This is a genomic window from Parachitinimonas caeni (assembly GCF_030129945.1).
Taxonomy (GTDB): domain Bacteria; phylum Pseudomonadota; class Gammaproteobacteria; order Burkholderiales; family Chitinimonadaceae; genus Parachitinimonas; species Parachitinimonas caeni.
Window position 1 is genome coordinate 70750 of sequence record NZ_JARRAF010000005.1, and the last position, 21191, is coordinate 91940.

Here is a 21191-nt window from a genome sequence, read left to right on the forward strand (position 1 = left end):
GCAAGCATTTCAGTCGTTGCGAGACAGCAGCAGACGGCAAATGGCGTGCGTATCTTCCAGCGAAAGCAATTGTGGGACCTCACTCTGGGCGGGTGCAGCTAGTCCGTGGCGATTGAGCCAGACAGCGCGCAACCCAGCGGCCAGTGCTCCTTCGATATCTGCATCCCAGTTATCCCCGACCATGACGGCCTGATCGGGCCGACACCCCAGCTCATCCAGCGTTTTCAAAAAAATACCCGCAGCAGGTTTGGCGATGCCGGCAGATTCCGAAGTCACCAGCGCGTCGATACAGTCATCCAACCCAATATGGCGCAGCTTGTTGATTTGCTCCTGATGGGCGTTGTTGCTGACGATGGCAATGCGGGCATGGGCTTGCAGGGTCAGCAAGAGCTGGCGGGCGCCAGCCATGGCCCGGCGATTGCGCATGAACTCAGCCCGATACCGGTCTCCAATGTCCTGCGCTTCATCAAAACTCAGCGATTGGCCAAGCTCGGCAAACAGGCGGCGAAAACGCTCGACGCGCGCATCGTTGAGACAGAACCGGCCGACGATGAATTCTGCATGGACCTGCTCCAGATAATGGTGGTGACGCTCGGCAAAATGCGTGAGATCGGGCGATGGCGCGGCCAGCTGCGAATGGACTAAACGAATGGCCTGCTGCGAGGCATGGCTGTAATCAAAGAGCGTGTCATCAAGGTCGAACAGGACGGCTTGGATAGTCATGGTGTGCAAACAGCCAGTTGGGGGATCGGCATGATAACGCGAGTCCCACGCAAATCTGGCGCTGGTGATGCTTTGTTTCCGATCACGCCGGATCGGCTTTTGAGACAGACCGGCGTTGCAAAGCCATTGCATAAAACCACAATGCCGCAGGCTTTGCGTCTTGGATTGCCTCAAAACCCGATCAGGCGCGACCGCAAAAGGTGTCTACAGTGCTTAAGGCACTTTCAGATCCATAGCTTGCGACGTTTCACCTTCAATGGAGTCTTGAACCGGACTCACCCATTGCGCCAGCTGTGGATCACGGGGTGTCAGGACGTCGAATAACCCCAGCGCCTGCAGCGCGGGCACTAAACCCAGCAAATCCGCCTTGGCCTGCTCCCGCTCTGCAGTGGGGAGGCTTTCATTCTGTAGGGTGCGCCAACTGACCAGAAAGGCACCTACGCTACCTTTTCGTACCGGTACCCCGTCGACAACAACCGAATTTTGCTGATCGGGCAACATTTCATGGGCTTTCATAAGCGTTCTCCTGCAAGAAGTTAAATGTCCTTATCAATGTTGCATTCCCAGGCACTCCGAGCAGGCTGATCGTTATCGGCGCCGCAGTGCTGTGAAAATGCATGGGCCAATTCTGGTGATTTACGGTTTGGCCCGCTAACGGCATAGTGACAATTTATATCTTTATCAGGCCAAAGCGATGTCTCTACTCGAATTCCGGCATCTGACGCACGACGCTCCGCAGGAAGCGGCGCTTCACACCCACGCTGAAGGACAGTTATTTACTGTCGAGGCAGGGATGGTCAGCGTTGAAACTGAAACCGGGCGCTGGGTCATGCCGCCTGGCTGTCTGGGCTGGTTGCCGCCAGCACTACCGCACGGCGCGGCGGTACATGGGAATATGCGTGGGTTGAGCCTGTACTTCACGCAGGACTGGAGTCGCAACCAAATGCCCGGTTGCGTCAAGATCGTCAGGCTAACGCCTCTTCTCTCAGCGCTGCTGGATAGTGTGACAACCTTGCCCGCATCACGGTTACAGCCCTATTTAACGGTGTTTGCCGATGCTTTCTGCCACGAGCCAGCACAGACGCTCTTCCTGCCGATGCCGACGGATTCCCGGCTGATCATGCTGGCAACCCTGTTGCTGGCCCAGCCAGATGACTCAACCGACCTGGATGGCTGGGCAACCAGAGTGGGCATGTCCCGCCGCACGCTGACTCGGCGGTTTCAGCAGGAAACCGGCTGGAGTATCGGCCAGTGGCGCCAGCAATTGTGCTTGCAGCGGGCACTGGAACAACTGGCTGCAGGAGAGTCGGTGACCCGAGTGGCGCTGAATCAGGGCTATCAGAGCGTCAGCGCATTTATCAGCATGTTTCGGCGGTATCTTGGTACTACTCCCAGTGTTTGGACGTCCATATAGCTGTCTTGCACTGGATGTATTGTGAAATTTTGGTTTGGAAGTAAAGAGCTGTATTGCTGGGCCCGCTCTAAACTGAAGTGCAGCACCTTCGCATACGTTTGAAGGTGTTGCACTTCAGTTTAGAGCGGGCCCTCATTGTCAGATTGACTAATAAAGGGGCAGATTCTGCCCCTTTATTACTTATATTTGCGGTGGGTGAGCACGGTCGGTTAGAAAGCGCTCTGCTTGTGATGATGGTCAACTGTCATCGTTCATCCACCGCTACAACCGCAGCCATGGCCTCCACCACCGCAACCGCCCCCGGATTGCTGCGCAGCCTGGGCTTCGGCTTCGCTCTGATGGGGATGAACGGTGAACGTCAGCACAACTTGCTCCGGAGCGCGGCTTTGATACTGGATGGAGACCTGTTGGCCGTAGCGCTGGCGCAAATGATCCAGCAAGGGTAGGGGGTCGTGGTCGTTGATGAATTGGATCGACTCGCCTTCATGCAACGATTCGAGCGCGCCAAACAAGGCTGCATGGCGGAAGCGGCGGGCAATGCCTCGGGCGTCGAAAAGATGGGGGGTGCTGGTATCTGGCTGGTGCATGGAACTACCCGAATCAGTAACAAGGACACGCCGAGTATGAATTGCGGCAGTTCTGGCTTCCTTGATACCAGCCAGGTAAAACCAATTGGCCTGATTACAGCCTGAGTCCTGTAAACGGGATCTCATCCCGGTAAGGCCTTTGTTCTTATAATTTCGGCCTTTTAAAACAAAAGGTGAAATTCATGATGTCTTTGTCGCGATCTCGCTTGCTGGCAACGGTGTCAGCCGGGTTGCTGTCTTCCTCAGTCTTGGCGGCACCTTTCTCGTTTGTTGCGATTGGTGACATGCCCTACAAGATTCCCGAGGCGTATGTTGGCTTCGATGCCCTGATCAAAGGCATCAACCGGGTGAAGCCGGCGTTCAGCGTGCATATCGGCGATATCAAGAGCGGTTCCAGTCCCTGTACCGATGAGAATTTCCAGAAAGTGCTGGAGATGTTCGGCAGCTTTGAGCAGCCTTTGGTCTATACGCCGGGCGACAACGAGTGGACGGATTGCCATCATGAAAAGGCGGGCAAGTTTGATCCGATTGAGCGCCTCGCGAAAATCCGCAGCCTGTTCTTTGCCCAATCGGAAAGCCTGGGCAAGCGCCGTATGCCGCTCAAGCATCAATCCGACGATCCGAAGTACGCAGCGTTTGTCGAGAACACCCGCTGGCAGCGGGATGGCGTGGTGTTTGCCACATTGCATGTGGTGGGTAGCAACAATAATCTGCAGCGCAATGCTGCTGCGATCAACGAGTACCTGGAGCGCAATGCCGCCAATCTGGCCTGGCTGGAGGCCGCGTTTGCCGAGGCTGACAAGGCCAGGGCGCTGGTGTTGTTCATGCAAGCCGACCCGTGGTTTGACAAGGATGATGCCGAAGACCAGCGTTCAGGCTTCTCCGATACCATTCGCGCCCTGCGCAGCAAGGCGGCGGCTTTTGGCAAGCCGGTGTTGATTGTGCATGGGGATTCGCACATCTTCCGCGTTGATCAACCACTGATGGCCAATAACGGTCGTCCGCTCGATAACGTCCTGCGGCTCGAAGTGTTCGGTGAAGGCAATATGCATGCGGTACAAGTGATGGTTGATCCGGATGACACGCTCAATCCTTTCAGTTTCAAACCCATGCTGATCCGCGAGAATTTGAATCAATCCACGGCAAAGTAAGTGTCAAGCCGCGTGCGCGATGCTTAGGGCGTCCACCAATGCCGTATCACATGAAAGAACACGGGGGCGGCAAAACAGACCGAATCGACCCGGTCGAGCATGCCGCCGTGGCCTTCAATCAGCGTCCCCCAGTCTTTCACGCCCCGGTCACGCTTGATCGCGGACATAACCAAGCCCCCTGCAAAGCCCATCAGGCAGATGGAGAAAGCGATGATCGCAGCCTGCCAGGGCTTGAATGGGGTGATCCAGTACAGGGCGGTACCCAGCAGGGTAGAACTGGCGATTCCCCCCCAGAATCCCTCGACGGTTTTGGAGGGGGAAACGGCAGGCGCAATGAGCCGCTTGCCGAACAGCTTGCCCCAGATGTACTGGAACACATCGCTGCTCTGCACCACCAGAATCAGGAAGGCGATCAGCAGCAGGTGGCGGTCTTCGTAGCCGGGGATGTCCAGCGTCAGGAGGGCCGGCACATGGGCAATGCAATAAACGCTGACCATCAAGCCCCACTGCACCTTGGCGGCCCGCTCCAGAAAACGGGTGGCATCGCCCGACACCGCCGCCATGATGGGCAAGACCAGAAAGGCGTAAACCGGAATCAGGATCGAATACATGCCATACCAGTCGATCCAGATCAGAAGGTACTGTGCTGGCAAGGCCACGAAAAAGCTGAGTGCCAGCGCGTAATGGTCGCCGCGTCGGGTGTGGGTGAGGGTGATGAATTCGCGCAAGGCGGCAAACGAGACAAACGCGAACAGCAGGATCACCCCACCTTTGCCACCGGCAAAAGCGAGGCCGATGGCGCCGACCATATACCACCAGGCATCGATGCGGGCGTTGAGGTTGTCGAGCACGGCATGAGGTTTACCTGCCGAAAAGAAGTGCTTGAGCACGCGGCCAATGAGGGTGGCGACGACCAGAAACAGGCCGATGCTCCCAAACAGCCAAAGGGTTTCGTGTTTGGGACTCATGTCAGCCTCGGCGCAAGGGCCAGTAGAGCCTCGCGGGCGCGGTTCAGGAAATCGGCCCGGTTTTCTGATTCCGCCAGCCGGATGGGTTCACCAAAGCTGACGGTACACAGTAGCGGGATCGGGACGGCTTCGCCCTTGGGCATCACGCGATTGAGGTTTTCAATCCATACCGGCACCAGCTCAACGTCCGGCCGGGCTTCAGCCAGCTTGTAGAGCCCGCCTTTGAACGGCAGCAGCCGCTCTTCCGTGGTATTACGGGTGCCCTCGGGGAAGATGATCAACGAGTCGCCATATTCCAGTGCGGTCAGCATGACTTCGACCGGGTTGGCGGAACCGCTATGTTGAAAATCGCGATCAATCAGCACGGCGCGGAATACATCCTGAATGATGAAGCGGCGTAAGCGGCTCTTGAGCCAGTAGTCGCTACCGGCCACCGGCCGGGTGCTGTGGCGCAGGGCTGGGGGCAGGGCGGACCACAGCAGCACAAAATCGCCGTGGCTCGCATGGTTGGCGAAGTACACGCGTTGCTGGTAATTGGGGGCGCAGCCCTTCCAGACGCCTCGTACGCCGGTCACCAGCCGGGCAAAGCCGACGATGCTGGTGGCGACCAGGGCTTCCACTGCATGTCTGAGCACAGTTTCTCCTATAAACCGCAGGCCGCCAGGACTAATGCAGCCTGGGCGGCGAGCGCAATGATGCGGATTTTCAGCAGTTTTACGGCCCCTTCTGCACGCTCAGTGGTTGTGCGCGGCTCGATGGTGTCGGCCAGACCGATGGCCTGACGGGCCAGGTCAAAATGGTCCCAGCTTGCCAGCCGCCCATCCGAGAAATCCAGAAACAGCGCGGCATCAAGGCGTAGGCGGAAACTCAGGTAGCTGCCATAGAGGCCAGCGCCCAGGCTGGCGCCGGACAATAGCACACACTTCGGCTCCGGTAAGGCGATGGCGGCAAGGCAGGCTCCTAACAACAGGGCAGCGCCGGCGATGTCCAGGGGGCTGGTGGCAGCGAGCAGGCGCGAGGCTAACAGGGATTCGGTGTTCATGAGATCTCCAGCTTGGCAGCGGTCGCGATGGCGTTGAGATGCGCCGGTCTTAGCACTACGGGCCGGGCGGTACGTAGCATCCGGGTGGCCGCGTCAATATCGGATGCCCGGCCACTGCGCAGCAACCATGTGCAGATCGCCGCAGCGCTTCGCGAATAACCGAGTGCGCAGCAGACGAGCACCGGGCCGCGTGATTGGGCGGCTTCGATGGCCTCGGCAGCGTGTGCCAGCAGCAAGGGGGTGGGTGGAATCAGATCAAGTGTCGGCAGACTGGTAACGGTCACTTCGCCGGCAGCCGCCGGCAATTCGGCACACAGGTCGATCACTTCCCGGTAAGGGGCCTGAGCCAGTTCCTGCTGGTCAGGAATCCGTCCCAACCAGACACCATCGGCGACCAGGTCGGCATGGGGCCGCCGGCGGGTCCACAGTCGCGCATTGATCCAGGCGCCAAGGAGATAGGGGGCAAAGAGCCAGCGTGCGGCCAGACTCATCCGGCCATTGTCGGCCTTCTGAAAGCCATTGGCACCCATCCACAAGTAATTCCCTGCTACCAGCAGCAGCGATAGCGCGGGCCAGAGTAGCCACCAGCCCCATCCTGTCTGGTGGGTCGCCAGGGCCGCGAAAACACAGGCGCCAAGCAGGTAAAGCGCTGCAAGCTGGTGGCGTTGGCCTGCACTGCCGGTGGCTCTTTGCTGCCAAGGGCTGTGGCCAGAATCCGGCCAGAGCCAGAGGCAGAACCAACCCAGTAGCGCGCCGGTTGGAATATCAATGAAGTGGTGCTGCCAGGTGGTCAGCACCGAGCTGGCGATCAGCACAAACCAAGCTAGCAGAGGCCACTGCAGCCAGCGCGTCAGCCGGCTGCGGTAGTGGTGCCAGAGGATGACCGCGAGAGCCACATGCAGCGAGGGCGCCTGATTGAAGGGCTTGTCGAAGCTTTCGAGCGCTTCGAAAAAGAACGCTGGCCAGCCGGATACGGGTGGGTGCTGCTGGCTGTAAGCCAAAGGAAATAGCAGAAAGCAGCTAACAGCGACCAGTTGTGCAGTAAGCAAGCGACGACCCAGATTGTCCACCTCCTGCCGGTCACGGCAGCTGAGCAGTGATCCAGCGTAGAACAGGTTCTCGGTCCAGTAAGGCAGGATAGTCCACGCCAGAAATGGAATCTGGCGTTCCCAATCGAACATGACGGATGGGACGTTGGTACGCTGGCTGGCCAGCCAGTTGGCACCGCCATAGCTCAAATAGAAAAATGGTCCCAGCAGACATAGCCATAACAGACCACGCCGCCAGGGCCAAGATTCAGAGGGCAAACTCACACCGGCCTGCATCAAGCAATCCGTTGCGCCAGACCAACCGAGAAGATTCCCCATTGATCGATGCGTTGTTCGCATTTGCGAAAACCGGCCCGCTCCACCAGTTGATCCATTTCTCCCTGACTGCGACGACGCATCACCCAGGCTTCGCCACCGCGATGGCTGGTCAATGCTCGGGCGATCAGCTCCAACTGTGGATGCCAGGGTTGGCCGGTATAAATCAGGTAACCGCCGATTGGTACGGCTTTGGCCAGCCCTGCCAGCGAGCTTTCCAGCATGGCGTTATCGGGGAAAAGCTCATACAGGCCTGAAACGACGGCAACGGTGGGAGCAGGTTGTACTGCTGCGAGGCTGTCCGCATCGAATGCGTCGCCCTTCTCGAAGCGGGCAAAGTTGCTCATGCCCTTCGCAGCAATCAGGGCCGTACCATCTCGGACATTGATATCGCTATAGTCACGCAGCAGGACGCTTTCGGGCTTGATCGGCGCAGCCTCTATGGCTTCGAGCACGTAGCGGCCGTGACCCGCAGCAATATCCATGACCCGCACTGGCAGGCCATCCGCCTGTACGCGTTCAAAGGCGAGACGTAACAGTTCCTCCACATGCAGCTTGCGCTGACGGATGCCCCGCCAACCGATTGAGTTCAGATAAAACCAATCGACCAGCTTGCCTAGCGGCGTGACACCGGTTGGCTGATTGCGGTAGACGTAGTCGAGTGTGCTGCCTGAATCAAACCCCGTGGCGTGCCCGAGTTTGATGCCCTCAGACAGTGCGCCGCCCAGTTTCAGGCTGAAGCGGGTGATGGCCCAATATTGACCACGTAGAGAGGCTGGTGACAGCGGCTTGGCCAGCGCATCCGACTCCTGTTTGCTCCAGCCTTGCAGATGCGACTGGCTAAGGTCCGTACGTACTGGCGCTGCATCGAACCTCGCCAGCAGGAACTTGCGTGCCAGATCGACGGCAATGTGCCGGTCTTTTTCACCCAGCGTGTCATGATAAAACCCTTCCAGTACATGCTTTTCTTTGACTGGCGAGCTGAGCCGGTCAAAGAACGCGTGCTGCGGGCCGTGATGGACCACCCAATCCGCCCCAGAAATCAGCAACTGGATCGGGGTGGTGATGGCTTGGGCATCCGCAACGATTCGTTCGGCGGCCTCGTACAAAGCGAGCAGGATATTTACCGCAATCGGACGAGTAATTTGTGGGTCGCTGTTGTAACTGGCAATGCGCTCCGGGTCGTGGGTGAGGAATTGAGCCTTGACGTAGCTGTTGACGAAAAACAGTCCACGCAAGGCATGCATCAATTTGAGTCCCGGCCGGGCAAATGGAACATACAGTTTGACTTTGAATGCCGGTGAGGCCAGCACGGCACAACGTATTTTGGGCGCAAAGTCGTGCAGCCAGGTCGATACCAGCACAGCCCCGACGCTCTGGGCGACGACAGCGATATTCTCCGTCGCAATACCGTGTTGGTTGCCGATGTGGTCAACAAAGCACTGAACGTCACGCACTGAGGCACCAAAACTGGGGCTATAGCCGCGCTGGCCCGGCGAATTGCCGTGGCCTCGGGCATCCCAGGCAAAAAAGGCAAAGTCCGGCAGATTCAGTTCGTCAACCAGATGCGCCATCCTGGCCGAGTGCTCATGGCCGCGATGGAAGAGCACAATCGCGCCGCGTGGTGTGCTGGTTTGAGCCGGCCAATGGCGATAGAACAAATCCGTGCCATCGTGCGTGGTAAAGCGCAGTTCTTGCTGCAATCGCATACGGACTCCCGGTTGTGATAGGCAGAAACTATCGTATCTCGGCCAGCCCTTGGCGCACACGTTGAATCGTTGTCAGCAGCAGCAAAAGCGCCAAGCCGGGCATCAGCCAGTAGAGCCAGCCTGGGCGCGGCAAGCCCAAGCCAACCCAAAGGGCTAGCGCACCAAACAGAAACGCACGGTCACTCTTGCCGGAAGGCCCATCGTAACGGCGGCTCGCCCCCACCATCAGACCCAGCACGCCAGCGTATTCCGACAGACTGGCCAGAAAGATCACTAACGCCACCGACAACGGTGAAAACGGTGCGACAAAAGCAAAGGGCAGATAAAGCGCCGCATCCGAGACAACATCACATAGCTCGTTCAGGTAAGCGCCAAGTGGGGACTTCTGGCCAAACTCGCGGGCCAGCATGCCATCAATGGCGTTCAGGGCCATTCGCAGGAACATCCAGACCGGGATGAGCAGAAACCACAAGGGACGGCCAGGTTGCCAGGTTGCGGCCAAGCCAAGGACCACCGAGATGACGCAGGCAAAAATCGTGACTTGATTGGCCGTGATTCCCAACTTGACCAGACCATTGACGAGGGGACGCAAAAGCGCCTGAAAGCGTGGTTTGAGGGTGTAGAGCGACATTTTCCAGTCAGGCGACATAGAACAGGACACTGAAATACTGGCACACACTGCCCCCAAGTACGAACAAATGCCAGATGCCATGTCCATGCTTGATCCGCTCATCGTTTAAAAAGAAGTAGATACCGGCGCTGTAAATAAGACCGCCACCACCCAGCCAAGCCAGCCCTGCCCAGGGAAGGGCAAGAACCAGGGGCTTGATGGCGATCAGTGCCAGCCATCCCATCAGCACATAGAGGATCATCGACAGCAGGCGGGTTTTTCGACCCAGTGTCAGCTCTTGTACGATGCCGAACACGGCCAGACCCCATACCAGTCCAAATAAGGTCCAACCCCAGACGCCCCGCAATGTCACCAGCGTAAACGGGGTATAGCTACCGGCAATCAGCAGGTAGATCGCCGAATGATCAAGCTTCTGGAAAACCGCTTTGGCTCGGCCCCTGACGCTGTGATACAGCGTCGAAACCCCATACAACAAGACCAGTGTGGCACCGTAAACGCTGAAGCCAACAACCTTCCAGGGGTCTCCCTGCATACTGGCCAGAGTAACCAGAATCACCAGCCCAACGATCGCCAGTAGGGTTCCAACCAGATGGGAGATGCCGTTGAAGCGTTCGGTGTAATACATAAGCTGGCTCGCGATATGGGAGAACATAAAAAAAGGCGGGGAATTCCCCGCCTGTTTTGCCAGCTTAGGCGCCTAGCGCCTCAAAAACTTTGTCCCGTATCAACTCCACGGCGCCAACCCCGGCAATCTTCACGTACTTGGGGGCGCGGGTATCGCCACTGGCAGCCAGTTGCGAGTAGTAGCCAACCAGCACTTTGGTTTGATCGTGGTAGACCGCCAGGCGTTTCTTGACGGTCTCTTCCTGATCGTCGTCACGCTGAACCAGATCTTCGCCAGTTACATCATCCTTGCCTTCAACCTTGGGCGGGTTGAACTTGATGTGGTAGCTGCGACCTGACGCCATATGAAAGCGACGACCGGCCATGCGTTCCAGAATCGCTTCATCCGGCACGTCAATTTCGACGACATAGTCGATATCGACCCCTGCTGTCTTCAATGCATCGGCCTGCGGAATCGTGCGTGGGAAGCCATCGAACAGAAAACCATTCTTGCAGTCGTCCTGTGCAATACGCTCTTTGACCAAGCCAATGATAATGTCGTCCGGCATCAGCTTGCCGGCGTCCATGATGACTTTGGCTTCCAGGCCCAGCGGCGTGCCAGCTTTGACGGCTGCACGCAGCATATCGCCCGTCGAGATTTGCGGAATGCCGTACTTTTCCTTGATGAAAGTGGCCTGGGTGCCTTTGCCGGCGCCGGGCGCGCCGAGGAGGATGAGTTTCATGGGCGGTTCCCAAAAAGTGAGAAGTAAAAGTCCAAAAATCAAATCAGGCGATGCATCACTGCGGGTCGGTCTGTGCCCACAGTTGACGCACTCGCTCCAGGTCTTCAGCCGTATCTACGCCAGCAGCAGGTGCCTGGGGGGCAATGGCAACGCCAATTTGGTAACCATGCCAGAGTACCCGCAGCTGCTCCAGTGCCTCGTAGTTTTCGAGGGCACAGGGCGAAAGATCACGGTAAATACGTAAAAAGCCGGCGCGATAGCCATAAAGCCCGATATGCCGATAAACCGGTAGCTTATCCGGCAATACTTCGCGAGTTTGTGCAAAAGCGTCCCGAGCGTAAGGGATGGGTGCCCGGCTAAAGTAGAGTGCCCGGCCAGCGTGGTCAAGCACGACCTTGACGACATTGGGGTTGAACATTTCCGCTGCTGTAGATAAGGCATGGCAAGCAGTTGCCATTTGCAGATTGTTGTCTTGCTGCAACAGTGTTGCAACCTGGCTAATCAGTGCGGGCTCAATCAGTGGCTCATCTCCTTGCACGTTGACGACGACGGCGTCATCACCAAGGCCCAGCTGGTCGGCGGCTTCTGCCAGACGTTCGGTGCCAGAGCTGTGATGTTCGCTGGTCATGACGGCGTCAAAACCTGCGATTTGCACTGCTTGCAGGATGCTGGGGTGATCAGTGGCCACGCAGACTCGTTCTGCACCGGCTCGTGCGGCTCGCTCGGCAACGCGCACGACCATGGGTTTGCCTCCAATGTCTGCGAGAGCCTTATCCGCCAGCCGGGTTGATTTGAGTCGTGCTGGGATCAACACGCAAAAACCTGCACTCACTTGGGAATTTCCTCTGTCGGATCAAGCTCGCGGGCATCGGATTCCAGCATGACCGGGATTCCGTCCTTGATCGGAAATGCCAAGCGATCGCCCCGGCAGATCAGTTCCTGTTGGGGTTTGCGATAGACGAGCGGTCCCTTGCATAGCGGGCAGACCAGAATTTCAAGCAGCTTGTTATCCATGCGGGTGTAGAGGGTGGGGAGTTAAGAAAGCCCCGACCAAGGTACGGGGGGCATCAACCGTCATGCCATGCTGTATTGGCCGGTTCAGCCTCAGCGAGCAGCTGTTGGCTTGGCCGACGACTCGAGGCGATCTACCAGCCAGGCAGCAAGATCTGGTGCCAGTCGGGCAGAAACGGGAACGACCCAGATTCTAGCATCGTTGAACGGTGCAAGTTTCACTGCGTCTTTCTCGGTGACCAATAAGGTGCCGGCTTTAATCGCTGTCAGCTCGTCAGCGGTGTAGGCATGATGGTCAGGAAATGGATGGGGGTCGACCAGCATTCCTGCCTGTTCCAGCACGAAAAAGAAGCGCGGTGGATGCCCAATACCCGCAAGGGCCGCTACGTTCTGGCCTGAAAATGCCGCCAGCGGCTGTTTATTGGCTGGGTTTATCAGCTGATAAGCCTGGTTGGCATCCAGTGACATTTGAAAGCGGCTGGGATGTGGCGGGATGGTCTGCTTGAGTTCACCGTTGACAATGACCGCATCGACCTGGCTCAGACGACTGGGTGGTTCGCGCAGTGACCCAGCGGGCAGTGGCCAACCGTTGCCCAGACCTCGCTGACCGTCAATCACTGCAATTTCGATATCACGTTCGAGCTGGTAATGCTGGAGGCCGTCGTCGCACAGAATCACATTGCATTCAGGATACTGTGTGAGCAAGGCCAGCCCGGCCTGATGGCGGAGTCGGCCGATAAAAACCGGGCAGCCCGCCCGGCGTGCCAACAGTAACGGTTCGTCCCCGACCAGGCTGGCGGGATCATCCTGCTGGACCTGTTGAGGATTAAGGGCATTGCCGCCGTAACCGCGACTGATGATGCCGGGCCGAAAACCTGCCAAGCAGAGTTGTTGGGCAAGATACAGCGTCAGGGGGGTCTTGCCTGTGCCGCCAACACTGATGTTTCCTACCACCACCACTGGAACCGGCAGCCGTTGACGCTTGAGCCAACCCTGTTTGTACAAGGTTGCACGTAGCGCCGCCAACAACCGGAACAGCACCGCCACCGGGAGTAAAGGCAGTAGAAAAAAATTGCGGCGCTGCCAGAGCGCCGCGATTTGTAAGGCCATGTAGGTAGGTCAGTGACTGGTTGCGGTCTGCGTTGCAAATGTCAGCCGACCAAGACCTGCTTGTCTTGCCGCTTCCATCACATTCACCACGGCCTGATGGCTTGCCCCGCCATCGGCATTGACGACAATGGTTGAATCCGCACTGCTGGAGGCCTTGCGCAAAGAGTCAGCCAGATCGTCAATGGTGGTGAAGTTCACCAGCTGACCGTTGATCGCGTAGCGACCGCCCGATGTCACTGCAACTTGAATCTCACTCGCTCTCTGCGCGGTCTTTTCAGCATCTGCAGAGGGCAGGTTGATCTTCAGCTCAGCAAATTTCGAGTAGGTGGTGGTGGCCATCAGAAAGATGAGGATCACCAACATCAAGTCGATCAAGGGGATGAAATTGATCTCGGGCTCCTCCCGAGTGCGGCCGCGGCGGAAATTCATGGTTGGTATCCTTTGCCTGACTTAGTTGCGGTCACCATGTACCACTTCGACCAGCTTGACGGCCTGTTGCTCCATCTCAACCAGAAAGGCATCGACCTTGCCACGGAAGTGACGGTAGAACACCAAGCTGGGAACTGCCACGATAATGCCCAGCGCCGTGTTATACAGGGCAACCGAGATACCGTGAGCGAGAACCGCAGGATTACTGCCACCCGCAGCGCTTTGCGCTCCGAAGATCTCGATCATGCCGATAACGGTGCCCAGCAGGCCCAGCAACGGTGCGGCGGTGGCAACGGTGCCCAACGTGGTCAGGAAACGTTCCAATTCATGTGCAACGGCTCTGCCTGCTTCTTCGATCGACTCTTTCATGATCTCACGCGAGCTGTTGACGTTTTTCAGACCGGCAGCAAACACGCGGCCCAGCGGGGAATTTGCGGAAAGGCGGTTCAGCATCTCGGCATTGACGCCATGTTTGCGATAATCCTGCACGGCCAGTGCCAGCAGGCCATCGGGGATGACCAGTGACTTTCTCAGGGACAAAAAGCGCTCGATGATGATGGTCATCGCAACGATCGAAGCGAGAATAATCGGGTAAATCGGCCAGCCTGCCGCTTTGATCATTTCCAACATGGGGGTTCCTGAAGCGTTGTGGGCAAATCGCGTAACTTTAGCGAGTCGTTATGATAACGGCAAGCGACGGTCATCATGGCGGACCAGGATCCAGATTTGGCGCCCTTTTAAGGTTACCCACATTTTCTGTGGATAACTTTGTGGGTCAGTTTGTGAAAACTGCGCTAAATGCCTGTGCCAACTAGGTGGGGCTTGGCTTGCCTAGAATTTAGGCTTTTATTAAATATGTTAATAATCAATTGGTTATGTTGTTTTGCGTGTCTTGGCTCTGCTGAAGTTGAATGTTACAGCCAGATTGACAAAACCAAGGTCTCCATGTGGATGAAGTGAAGCTGTGAGTTTCGATACTGATCGTTTGTCAAGCCTTGCCAAAGTTGCGGAGGCTCGTTCCAGCCCTGTTCTGACAGTCAGTCAGTTAAACCGAACGGTACGGGAAATGCTCGAAGGCGGGCTGCCAGTGCTGTGGGTCGCAGGGGAAATTTCTAATCTGACGATTGCAGCATCGGGCCATTGTTACTTCTCATTGAAGGACGCAACGGCTCAGGTACGGTGTGTCATGTTCCGGCAGCGCGCCGCCCTGCTGCCGTTTCGCCCGAAAGAAGGGCTGCAGGTAGAAGTGCGTGCGGTTACAACGCTTTACGAGGCCAGAGGCGACTTTCAACTGGGGGTCGAGACGATACGTCTGGCGGGGCTGGGGGCCTTGTACGAAGCATTCGAGCGACTCAAATCCAAGCTGAGCGCTGAGGGTCTGTTTGATGCGGCGCGTAAGCGTCAGATGCCCGCCATGCCACGTACGATCGGCATTGTTACGTCACCGGCGGCTGCGGCTTTGCGCGATGTACTGACGACCATGCGCCGACGTAATCCCGCCGTGCAAATTGTTATTTATCCAACCCAGGTGCAAGGCGATGCTGCGCCGGCCCAGATTGTGGCCGCACTTTCTACGGCCAATCGCCGCGCCGAGGTAGATCTGCTGATCGTCTGTCGTGGCGGCGGCAGCATTGAGGATCTTTGGGCTTTCAATGACGAAGCCGTTGCACGTGCCATTGCGGGCTCCTTGATTCCGGTTATCAGCGGAGTTGGGCACGAGACAGATTTCACCATTGCAGACTTCGTGGCGGATGTCCGCGCCCCGACGCCGACCGCTGCGGCAGAGCTGGCAAGCCCAAGCCGTGCAGATTTGCGGTTTCAATTGGATGGCTTGGCCATGCGGTTACGGCGTGAATGGTCACGGCAATGGATGTTGCGTTCTCAGCGCCTGGACTTTGCTGCACGCCGTCTGTTGCATCCTGGGGAGCGAATTGCCCGGCAACGCCGAATGATGGAAGACCTGGCGCGTAGATTGCAGATGGCGTCGTCAAGACAATTGGAGCGACGTCGGGCTGCGTTAACGTTGGTGTCCGGGCGGTATCGACACGTTCGGCCCGATGCGGTGAATCTGCGACGGCACCTGCAGGGTCTGGCGAGTCGGCTGCGCACGGCCGCCAATGCCGGACTGCAGCGACGGCTTGGCGCACTGGAAGTCTTGTCATCGCAGCTACAGGCGTTGAACCCGGATGCAGTGTTGAGTCGTGGCTATGCAAGGGTTGAAACTGCGCGCGGGGAACTGATCAAACAGGCCGCGACCCTGCACCGAGGGCAGTCCATACGGCTGCACTTTGCTGACGGCAGCGCTGCCGCAGCAGTAACCAGTGCCCCCGGTCCGCAAGGCGAACTGGATATCTAGGAAGGAATGTTTATAGTTTTTGAGCAAACCGGCTAAGCACCGGCTAATTTTTGCCTAACCATTCATCCTGGCGGCGAGGTGAGGGGTTTTTCAGACTCGCTACCCGGATAAGATCTGCGATTTTCAACCTACCTGAACAAGGAAGAATCATGATGAATCGTCGCTTGCCTCTTTCCGTTTTGCTCAGCCTTGCCGCACTGTCACTTCCTGCGCTGGCAGACAATGCTCCAGCTGGCAAAGTCGAAGCCAAGCCTTACACCCCTGGCGCGACGTTGACCCAGTCCGTGCAAGCCAGTATCACCCCGGATAGCGCATTGGATATTCTCAAAGCCGGTAATGCGCGTTTTGTTGCAGGCAAGCCCTTGCGCCGCGATCTGAAGAAGATGGTTACCCAGACGGCGCTGGGCCAGTTCCCTTATGCCAGCGTGGTCGGCTGTATCGACTCGCGTGCTGCGCCGGAAGTGGTGTTTGATCAGAGCGTCGGTGACATCTTCACGGCGCGGGTGGCTGGTAACACGGTAAATGAAGACATCCTGGGTAGTCTGGAATATGCCGCTAAAGTTGCCGGCTCACGTTTGGTAGTGGTGCTGGGGCATACCAGCTGTGGTGCCATCAAGGGCGCGTGTGACGACGTTAAGATGGGTAATCTGACCACCTTGCTGGATAAGCTCAAGCCGGCCGTCGAGGCAACCAAGACCACGGGTGAACGCAATTCCAAGAATCATGGATTCGTACATGCCGTTACCGAGTCCAATGTAAAAATGGTGGTGCAAACTATCCGTGACAAGAGCCAGATCCTGAAGGACATGGAAGCTGCCGGCCAGATCAAGATTGTTGGCGCCTTGTATGACACCAGTAATGGCAAGGTGACCTGGTATTAAACAATCCTTGCACGACAGTAACGCTGCGTAAGGCAAGATTGCTTTTACCGTCTCGGCAAATGGCGCTGGCTGGATGATGCGAAATCGTCTGCCGGCGCCATTTGCATCATGGCTGGGCACAGTTGACATTTTATTTCTGGATCGCATTTCGTCGGATTTGGACTTGCAGCCTGGCAGTCAACACTGCCTGGGCTTGGAAAGGAGTCTGATGTGGAACAGTCAGAGCTATATCAGCGTTTGGCGAACATGACGACCGAAGAACTCTCCCGACGATACGCCGGGGGCGGCTTGACTGATCAGGCGCGCGAAATGGCTGAAGCCATATTGCGACAACGGCAGGCTGAATTGCCTCAGGTGGTAAGTGAGGACGTCGGTGCGGAAAAGCCTGAAATCCCAAACGAGTTTGGGGACGTAGTCACAGGCTGGGTGTGTGTCGAAAGACACTTAAGTAGTTTTGATGCACAACTGCGCTTGGGTATTCTTGATTCAGCCGATATCCCCTGTCGGCTCGGCGACGACAACATGAACCAGCTGCAGCTGTATTCTGTCGCGACAGGCGGTACGCGATTATTGGTCCCCGAAGCTTATGCCGATGTAGCACGCAAACTGCTGGCGGCTGAATTCATTGACGAACCGGTCGATAGCGCCAGCCTGGAGGCTACGCCACAAGAGTCCGCTTCCAGAATTGGTCTGGTATGGGGAAGACCTGCCTTAGGTTGGGTCCTTTTACCTTTTTCGGGCGCAATGCTGCTGAGCGAGCTGATCTGGCTGCTCGGTAAAACCAGCATGGGCAGGGGGCCAAGTGTTCAGGAAGCATCTGACGGGATGGTTTTTTTGTATATTTTTCATCCCTTTTTGTTACTGATTGCCAGTGTGTTTTTGCTTAAGTCCAGCAAAGCCGCACTACCCACCTTTATGGGTAGCGTGGCCATTTCAGGATTTATGCTCGCCAGCGGCAATTTCGGCCTCTTATCCTTCCAGCAACTGCTGATTGGATTGTTTGGCGTGTATTACTGTCTGGATATGTGCAAACACCAGTTGCTGGTCTAAAGCCGATTTAGCGTGTGGCGCTAACAGGTAGTGCGGAACGGTGCCAGGTGCCTGAATCTATCGAAAGAAATGCAGATTTTGCGGTTGATCCGCGCGTATTTTTGTTTCTGTGGGGGGATTATTTTTATTGCCACCGCACCAGTCCACAGATTCCGAGCGATCAGATTTAGCGTCTTAGCGTTTTAATTAATCGAGTCTTGGGCCAGATGTTTCTCTCGACTTGACTGCTTCCGGGCACATCGCATTCGTAGTACCGGTACGTTAGGTCAATGGCTGGGTAGGTATGTGGTATTGGCAGTGAGGCGATCTTCCCACGGGCAATGTCTCTTCTGGCGAGTATGGCTGGGGTGTTTAGGGTTTGACTGGGCCTGCCGGTCGGCAGACCCAAGATATGATTTGTTGGGTGGCGGTTAGTCGCTCGAACGATTGAAGAGCCGCTTGATACCAGCGACTAATCCAATTGCCGCTACGGCGATGATCTTGAAAAACTTGGTAAAGAACACGCCAATCATTGCCAGAAAGCCGAGCTTTTTGGCAGCGACACCCGCAACCAGTGCAGCCAAGCCGTATTCCGCTACATGATCGGTGGAAGAGTTGAAGTCCTCGTATCGTTTTCCATTATTGAACTGTAAGGCCGAAAGCAATTCTTTGGCAGCGGCCTTGTCGGTTTCGACCGAGCTGGCTTCAGTGACCAGATTGAGGCTGATATAGCCTTCCCTGCCAAGGGCATAAGTGTTGTAGTTCACGCCTAATCCTTGGTTGGCCGCAGCATTCTTTTCCTTGGTCAGGGCCGCCCAAACCAGACGATGATTGCTTGATTGATAGTTGGGCTTTTCCAGCCAGCCGGTGACATCAAACTCAGGAATGTTGCGGGCGCGCCGTTCTTTGTTACCGGCTTCAGTACCCTCCCGTAGACTCTTTAGCAAGTCATCGGCATCCCAGTCCTTGGCATCGTCGTCCTTGATGTAACCTGAGGGTTCGTATTCCGCTACCACAAACCAATTCTTGCCACTCTGTTCAGGCATGATCAAGCCGAGAAATGTACTGTCGTTGACAGAGTTGCCCACTTGCCGCATCAATTTTGCCCCATGCTCCTTGTCCATGAAGGCATACCCAGACGGTAGTTTCAGGACCGCCTGATTGAGGAAGGGAACGTCACTCGGTCCGCTGGTAAGAGGAGTGTTGGCCAAAGAAGTTGGCTCTTCGGCGTTTGCATTGATCACAATTAAGGGGAGCGCAAGTATCAGGCTACGTAAAGCGTTAACAATCATTAATGGTCTCTGTGTTTTGGTAAGTTATTGGTTGGTATTGGAAAATTGAAGCGGGGGGCGAATTTTTGTCTTATTGAAATACAAAGAAAAGCCCTTTCGTCGGAAAGGGCTTTGGGGTGGATATTACTGACGTTGGGTACAAATCAATCAGAACGGCTCATACGTGCCGACGATACGATTCACGCGATTTCGGTTTGAGTGACTGCAAGGTTTTCATCGTCCACTTCTTCGCCCAAAAATCCGCCACTCTGATGCGCCCACAGGCGGGCGTAGATACCGTTCTGCGCCAGTAGCTCGGCATGACTGCCTTGTTCGACAATCCGTCCCTGGTCCATCACGATGAGCCGGTCCATGGCGGCAATGGTGGAGAGGCGGTGGGCGATGGCGACCACGGTTTTGCCCTCCATCAATCGATAAAGGCTCCCCTGAATGGCAGCTTCCACTTCGCTGTCTAGTGCGCTGGTTGCTTCGTCCAGCAGCAGGATCGGAGCATCCTTGAGCATGACCCTGGCGATAGCGATGCGCTGACGCTGGCCGCCACTGAGCTTGACGCCACGTTCTCCGACGTGGGCATCGTAGCCGATGCGGCCTTTGGGGTCGGTCAGGCTGAGGATGAATTCATGTGCCTCTGCCTGGCGGGCGGCAGCCAGCATGCTTTCCTCGCTGGCATCGGGCCGGCCGTATAGCAGGTTGTCACGTACCGACCGATGCAGCAGGCTGGTGTCCTGAGTCACCATGCCGATCTGGTGGCGCAGGCTGTCCTGGCTGACTTCGGCAATATTCTGACCATCCACCATAATCCGGCCTTGCTGAATGTCGTAGAAGCGCAGCAGCAGATTGGTCAGGGTACTTTTTCCCGCACCCGAGCGGCCTACCAGCCCGACCTTTTCGCCGGGGCGGATGACTAGATTGAGATGCTCAATCACGGCTTTGTTGCCGTAGGCGAAGCTGACATCTTCGAAGCGGATCTCGCCTTGGCGAACCTGCAAAGGTTGGGCATCCGGCTGGTCGTTGATGGTCACGGGGCGTGATAGCGTGGCCATGCCGTCCTGTACGGTACCGATGTTCTCGAACAGACTGGCCATTTCCCACATGATCCAATGAGAGATGCCATTCAGTCGCAAAGCCATGGCGGTGGCGGCCGCGACGGCACCAACGCCAACCTGGCCATTCATCCACAGCCATAGCGTGGCGCCGGCGGTGCTGCCGATCAATAACATGCTCAGACAGTGGTTGACGACGTCGAAGCCGGATACCAGTCGCATCTGTCCGTACGCGGTCTGCATGAATTCCTGCATCGCGCTTTTGGCGTACTGTGCTTCACGCTGAGTGTGGGCAAACAGTTTGACGGTGGCGATATTGGTATAGGCGTCGGTGATGCGGCCGGTCATCAGACTGCGGGCATCAGCCTGCTGTGCGGCAATCTTGCCAAGACGAGGCACGAAGAAGCAGAGCGCCCCGATGTAGGCGGCCAGCCACCCCAGAAAGGGTAGCAGCAGGACCAGATCGAAATGACCGACAACGGCAACCATGGTAATGAAGTAGATGACTACAAACACCATGATATCGGCGATGATCAGCACGGTTTCGCGTACGGCCAGTGCGGTTTGCATGACCTTGGCAGCGACCCGGCCGGCAAACTCGTCCTGATAAAAGCCCATGCTTTGCCCAAGCAGGTGGCGATGAAAATTCCAGCGCAACCGCATCGGGAAGTTACCTTGCAGGCCCTGATATTTGCACATGGCTTGCAGGGCAATCAGCAGTGGGCTGGCCAGCAGAATGCCCCCCAGTAGCAGCAGGTTTTCCTTTTGCTTGGCCCAGAGCTGATTGGGGGCGACCTGACTGAGCCAGTCCACCACCGAACCCAGCATGGAAAACAGGATGGCTTCAAAGGCGCCGCAAAGGGCGGTCAGGAGAATGACACTGAAGATGAGAGGACGTAGGCCTTGGGTGCAGGCCCATATAAAGGGGAAGAACCCCTTGGGAAGTTGTGCCGGTGCGGCATCGGGGTAAGGGTTGATACGGGTTTCAAACCAGCGAAACATGGTTTTTCCTTCTCGTTTTTATGGTTAAAGAGCGTATCCGGATGACCCGGACAAAGAAAAAGGCAGGCTTTAACAGCCTGCCTTTCTTAGTATCGCCGATTTC

23 protein-coding genes are annotated in these 21191 nt (G+C 56.7%); 5 read left to right on the forward strand and 18 right to left on the reverse strand.

Annotated features, from left to right (window positions below; all coding sequences use genetic code 11):
- Positions 1 to 9: 9 nt before the first annotated feature.
- On the reverse strand, positions 10 to 723 hold the full coding sequence (locus PZA18_RS05720) for an HAD family hydrolase (RefSeq protein ID WP_284099846.1): 714 nt from the start codon (positions 721 to 723) through the stop codon (positions 10 to 12).
- 213 nt (positions 724 to 936) lie between these two features.
- Positions 937 to 1239, reverse strand: a complete 303-nt coding sequence (locus tag PZA18_RS05725; RefSeq protein WP_284099847.1) for a hypothetical protein — start codon at positions 1237 to 1239, stop codon at positions 937 to 939.
- Between the two features lie 178 nt (positions 1240 to 1417).
- On the opposite strand from PZA18_RS05725, the gene PZA18_RS05730 reads away from it, so the two are divergent.
- Positions 1418 to 2137 carry a helix-turn-helix domain-containing protein gene (locus PZA18_RS05730; RefSeq protein WP_284099848.1) on the forward strand — a complete coding sequence of 240 codons (720 nt, stop codon included), beginning with the start codon at positions 1418 to 1420 and terminating at the stop codon, positions 2135 to 2137.
- 251 nt (positions 2138 to 2388) lie between these two features.
- On the opposite strand, the gene PZA18_RS05735 is transcribed toward PZA18_RS05730, so the two are convergent.
- Positions 2389 to 2724: a DUF2249 domain-containing protein gene (locus PZA18_RS05735; RefSeq protein ID WP_308447330.1), complete on the reverse strand. Its 336-nt coding sequence runs from the start codon at positions 2722 to 2724 to the stop codon at positions 2389 to 2391.
- Between the two features lie 182 nt (positions 2725 to 2906).
- Here PZA18_RS05735 and PZA18_RS05740 point away from each other — a divergent pair, with 182 nt between their 5' ends.
- On the forward strand, positions 2907 to 3875 hold the full coding sequence (locus PZA18_RS05740; RefSeq protein WP_284099849.1) for a hypothetical protein: 969 nt from the start codon (positions 2907 to 2909) through the stop codon (positions 3873 to 3875).
- A 23-nt stretch (positions 3876 to 3898) separates the two neighbouring features.
- Here PZA18_RS05740 and PZA18_RS05745 read toward each other — a convergent pair whose 3' ends face one another.
- The 13 genes from PZA18_RS05745 to PZA18_RS05805 all read right to left on the reverse strand — a co-directional run bounded on the left by PZA18_RS05745 (position 3899) and on the right by PZA18_RS05805 (position 14115).
- Positions 3899 to 4843, reverse strand: a complete 945-nt coding sequence (locus tag PZA18_RS05745; RefSeq protein ID WP_284099851.1) for a phosphatidate cytidylyltransferase — start codon at positions 4841 to 4843, stop codon at positions 3899 to 3901.
- Positions 4840 to 5478, reverse strand: a complete 639-nt coding sequence (locus PZA18_RS05750; RefSeq protein WP_284099852.1) for a lysophospholipid acyltransferase family protein — start codon at positions 5476 to 5478, stop codon at positions 4840 to 4842. Before PZA18_RS05750 ends, PZA18_RS05745 begins: the two co-directional genes overlap by 4 nt.
- 8 nt (positions 5479 to 5486) lie before the next feature.
- A complete protein-coding gene (locus PZA18_RS05755; protein WP_284099853.1) occupies positions 5487 to 5885 on the reverse strand; it encodes a hypothetical protein in 399 nt (132 codons plus the stop codon).
- Positions 5882 to 7198: a phosphatase PAP2/dual specificity phosphatase family protein gene (locus PZA18_RS05760; RefSeq protein ID WP_284099854.1), complete on the reverse strand. Its 1317-nt coding sequence runs from the start codon at positions 7196 to 7198 to the stop codon at positions 5882 to 5884. Before PZA18_RS05760 ends, PZA18_RS05755 begins: the two co-directional genes overlap by 4 nt.
- 11 nt (positions 7199 to 7209) lie before the next feature.
- On the reverse strand, positions 7210 to 8958 hold the full coding sequence (locus tag PZA18_RS05765) for a bifunctional alpha/beta hydrolase/class I SAM-dependent methyltransferase (RefSeq protein WP_284099855.1): 1749 nt from the start codon (positions 8956 to 8958) through the stop codon (positions 7210 to 7212).
- A gap of 28 nt (positions 8959 to 8986) precedes the next feature.
- Complete coding sequence (locus PZA18_RS05770) at positions 8987 to 9589, reverse strand: CDP-alcohol phosphatidyltransferase family protein (protein WP_284099856.1); 603 nt, start codon at positions 9587 to 9589, stop codon at positions 8987 to 8989.
- Positions 9590 to 9596: 7 nt separating this feature from the next.
- Complete coding sequence (gene trhA / locus PZA18_RS05775; protein ID WP_284099857.1) at positions 9597 to 10214, reverse strand: PAQR family membrane homeostasis protein TrhA; 618 nt, start codon at positions 10212 to 10214, stop codon at positions 9597 to 9599.
- A 64-nt stretch (positions 10215 to 10278) separates the two neighbouring features.
- On the reverse strand, positions 10279 to 10935 hold the full coding sequence (adk, locus tag PZA18_RS05780) for an adenylate kinase (RefSeq protein WP_284099858.1): 657 nt from the start codon (positions 10933 to 10935) through the stop codon (positions 10279 to 10281).
- 55 nt (positions 10936 to 10990) lie between these two features.
- Positions 10991 to 11767 carry a 3-deoxy-manno-octulosonate cytidylyltransferase gene (kdsB, locus tag PZA18_RS05785; protein WP_284099859.1) on the reverse strand — a complete coding sequence of 259 codons (777 nt, stop codon included), beginning with the start codon at positions 11765 to 11767 and terminating at the stop codon, positions 10991 to 10993.
- Positions 11764 to 11949 (reverse strand): Trm112 family protein, encoded by a 186-nt coding sequence (locus tag PZA18_RS05790; protein ID WP_284099860.1) that lies wholly within the window; start codon positions 11947 to 11949, stop codon positions 11764 to 11766. The genes kdsB and PZA18_RS05790 overlap by 4 nt, the downstream gene beginning before the upstream one ends.
- A gap of 90 nt (positions 11950 to 12039) precedes the next feature.
- Complete coding sequence (gene lpxK, locus PZA18_RS05795) at positions 12040 to 13056, reverse strand: tetraacyldisaccharide 4'-kinase (RefSeq protein ID WP_284099861.1); 1017 nt, start codon at positions 13054 to 13056, stop codon at positions 12040 to 12042.
- A 9-nt stretch (positions 13057 to 13065) separates the two neighbouring features.
- A complete protein-coding gene (locus PZA18_RS05800) occupies positions 13066 to 13485 on the reverse strand; it encodes an ExbD/TolR family protein (protein ID WP_284099862.1) in 420 nt (139 codons plus the stop codon).
- A gap of 21 nt (positions 13486 to 13506) precedes the next feature.
- The gene (locus tag PZA18_RS05805) at positions 13507 to 14115 is read right to left on the reverse strand and encodes a MotA/TolQ/ExbB proton channel family protein (RefSeq protein ID WP_284099863.1); all 609 of its coding nucleotides are present in this window, start codon (positions 14113 to 14115) and stop codon (positions 13507 to 13509) included.
- 334 nt (positions 14116 to 14449) lie between these two features.
- On the opposite strand from PZA18_RS05805, the gene xseA reads away from it, so the two are divergent.
- The 3 genes from xseA to PZA18_RS05820 all read left to right on the forward strand — a co-directional run bounded on the left by xseA (position 14450) and on the right by PZA18_RS05820 (position 17772).
- Positions 14450 to 15841, forward strand: a complete 1392-nt coding sequence (gene xseA, locus PZA18_RS05810; protein WP_308447331.1) for an exodeoxyribonuclease VII large subunit — start codon at positions 14450 to 14452, stop codon at positions 15839 to 15841.
- Positions 15842 to 15990: 149 nt separating this feature from the next.
- Positions 15991 to 16722, forward strand: coding sequence for a carbonic anhydrase family protein (locus tag PZA18_RS05815; RefSeq protein ID WP_284099864.1), 732 nt, complete (start codon positions 15991 to 15993; stop codon positions 16720 to 16722).
- Between the two features lie 210 nt (positions 16723 to 16932).
- Positions 16933 to 17772 (forward strand): putative signal transducing protein, encoded by an 840-nt coding sequence (locus PZA18_RS05820; RefSeq protein ID WP_284099865.1) that lies wholly within the window; start codon positions 16933 to 16935, stop codon positions 17770 to 17772.
- Between the two features lie 410 nt (positions 17773 to 18182).
- Here PZA18_RS05820 and PZA18_RS05825 read toward each other — a convergent pair whose 3' ends face one another.
- Both PZA18_RS05825 and PZA18_RS05830 read right to left on the reverse strand, forming a co-directional pair.
- The gene (locus PZA18_RS05825; protein WP_284099866.1) at positions 18183 to 19043 is read right to left on the reverse strand and encodes a DUF2167 domain-containing protein; all 861 of its coding nucleotides are present in this window, start codon (positions 19041 to 19043) and stop codon (positions 18183 to 18185) included.
- A 179-nt stretch (positions 19044 to 19222) separates the two neighbouring features.
- The gene (locus PZA18_RS05830) at positions 19223 to 21088 is read right to left on the reverse strand and encodes an ABC transporter ATP-binding protein (protein ID WP_284099867.1); all 1866 of its coding nucleotides are present in this window, start codon (positions 21086 to 21088) and stop codon (positions 19223 to 19225) included.
- Positions 21089 to 21191 lie beyond the last annotated feature (103 nt).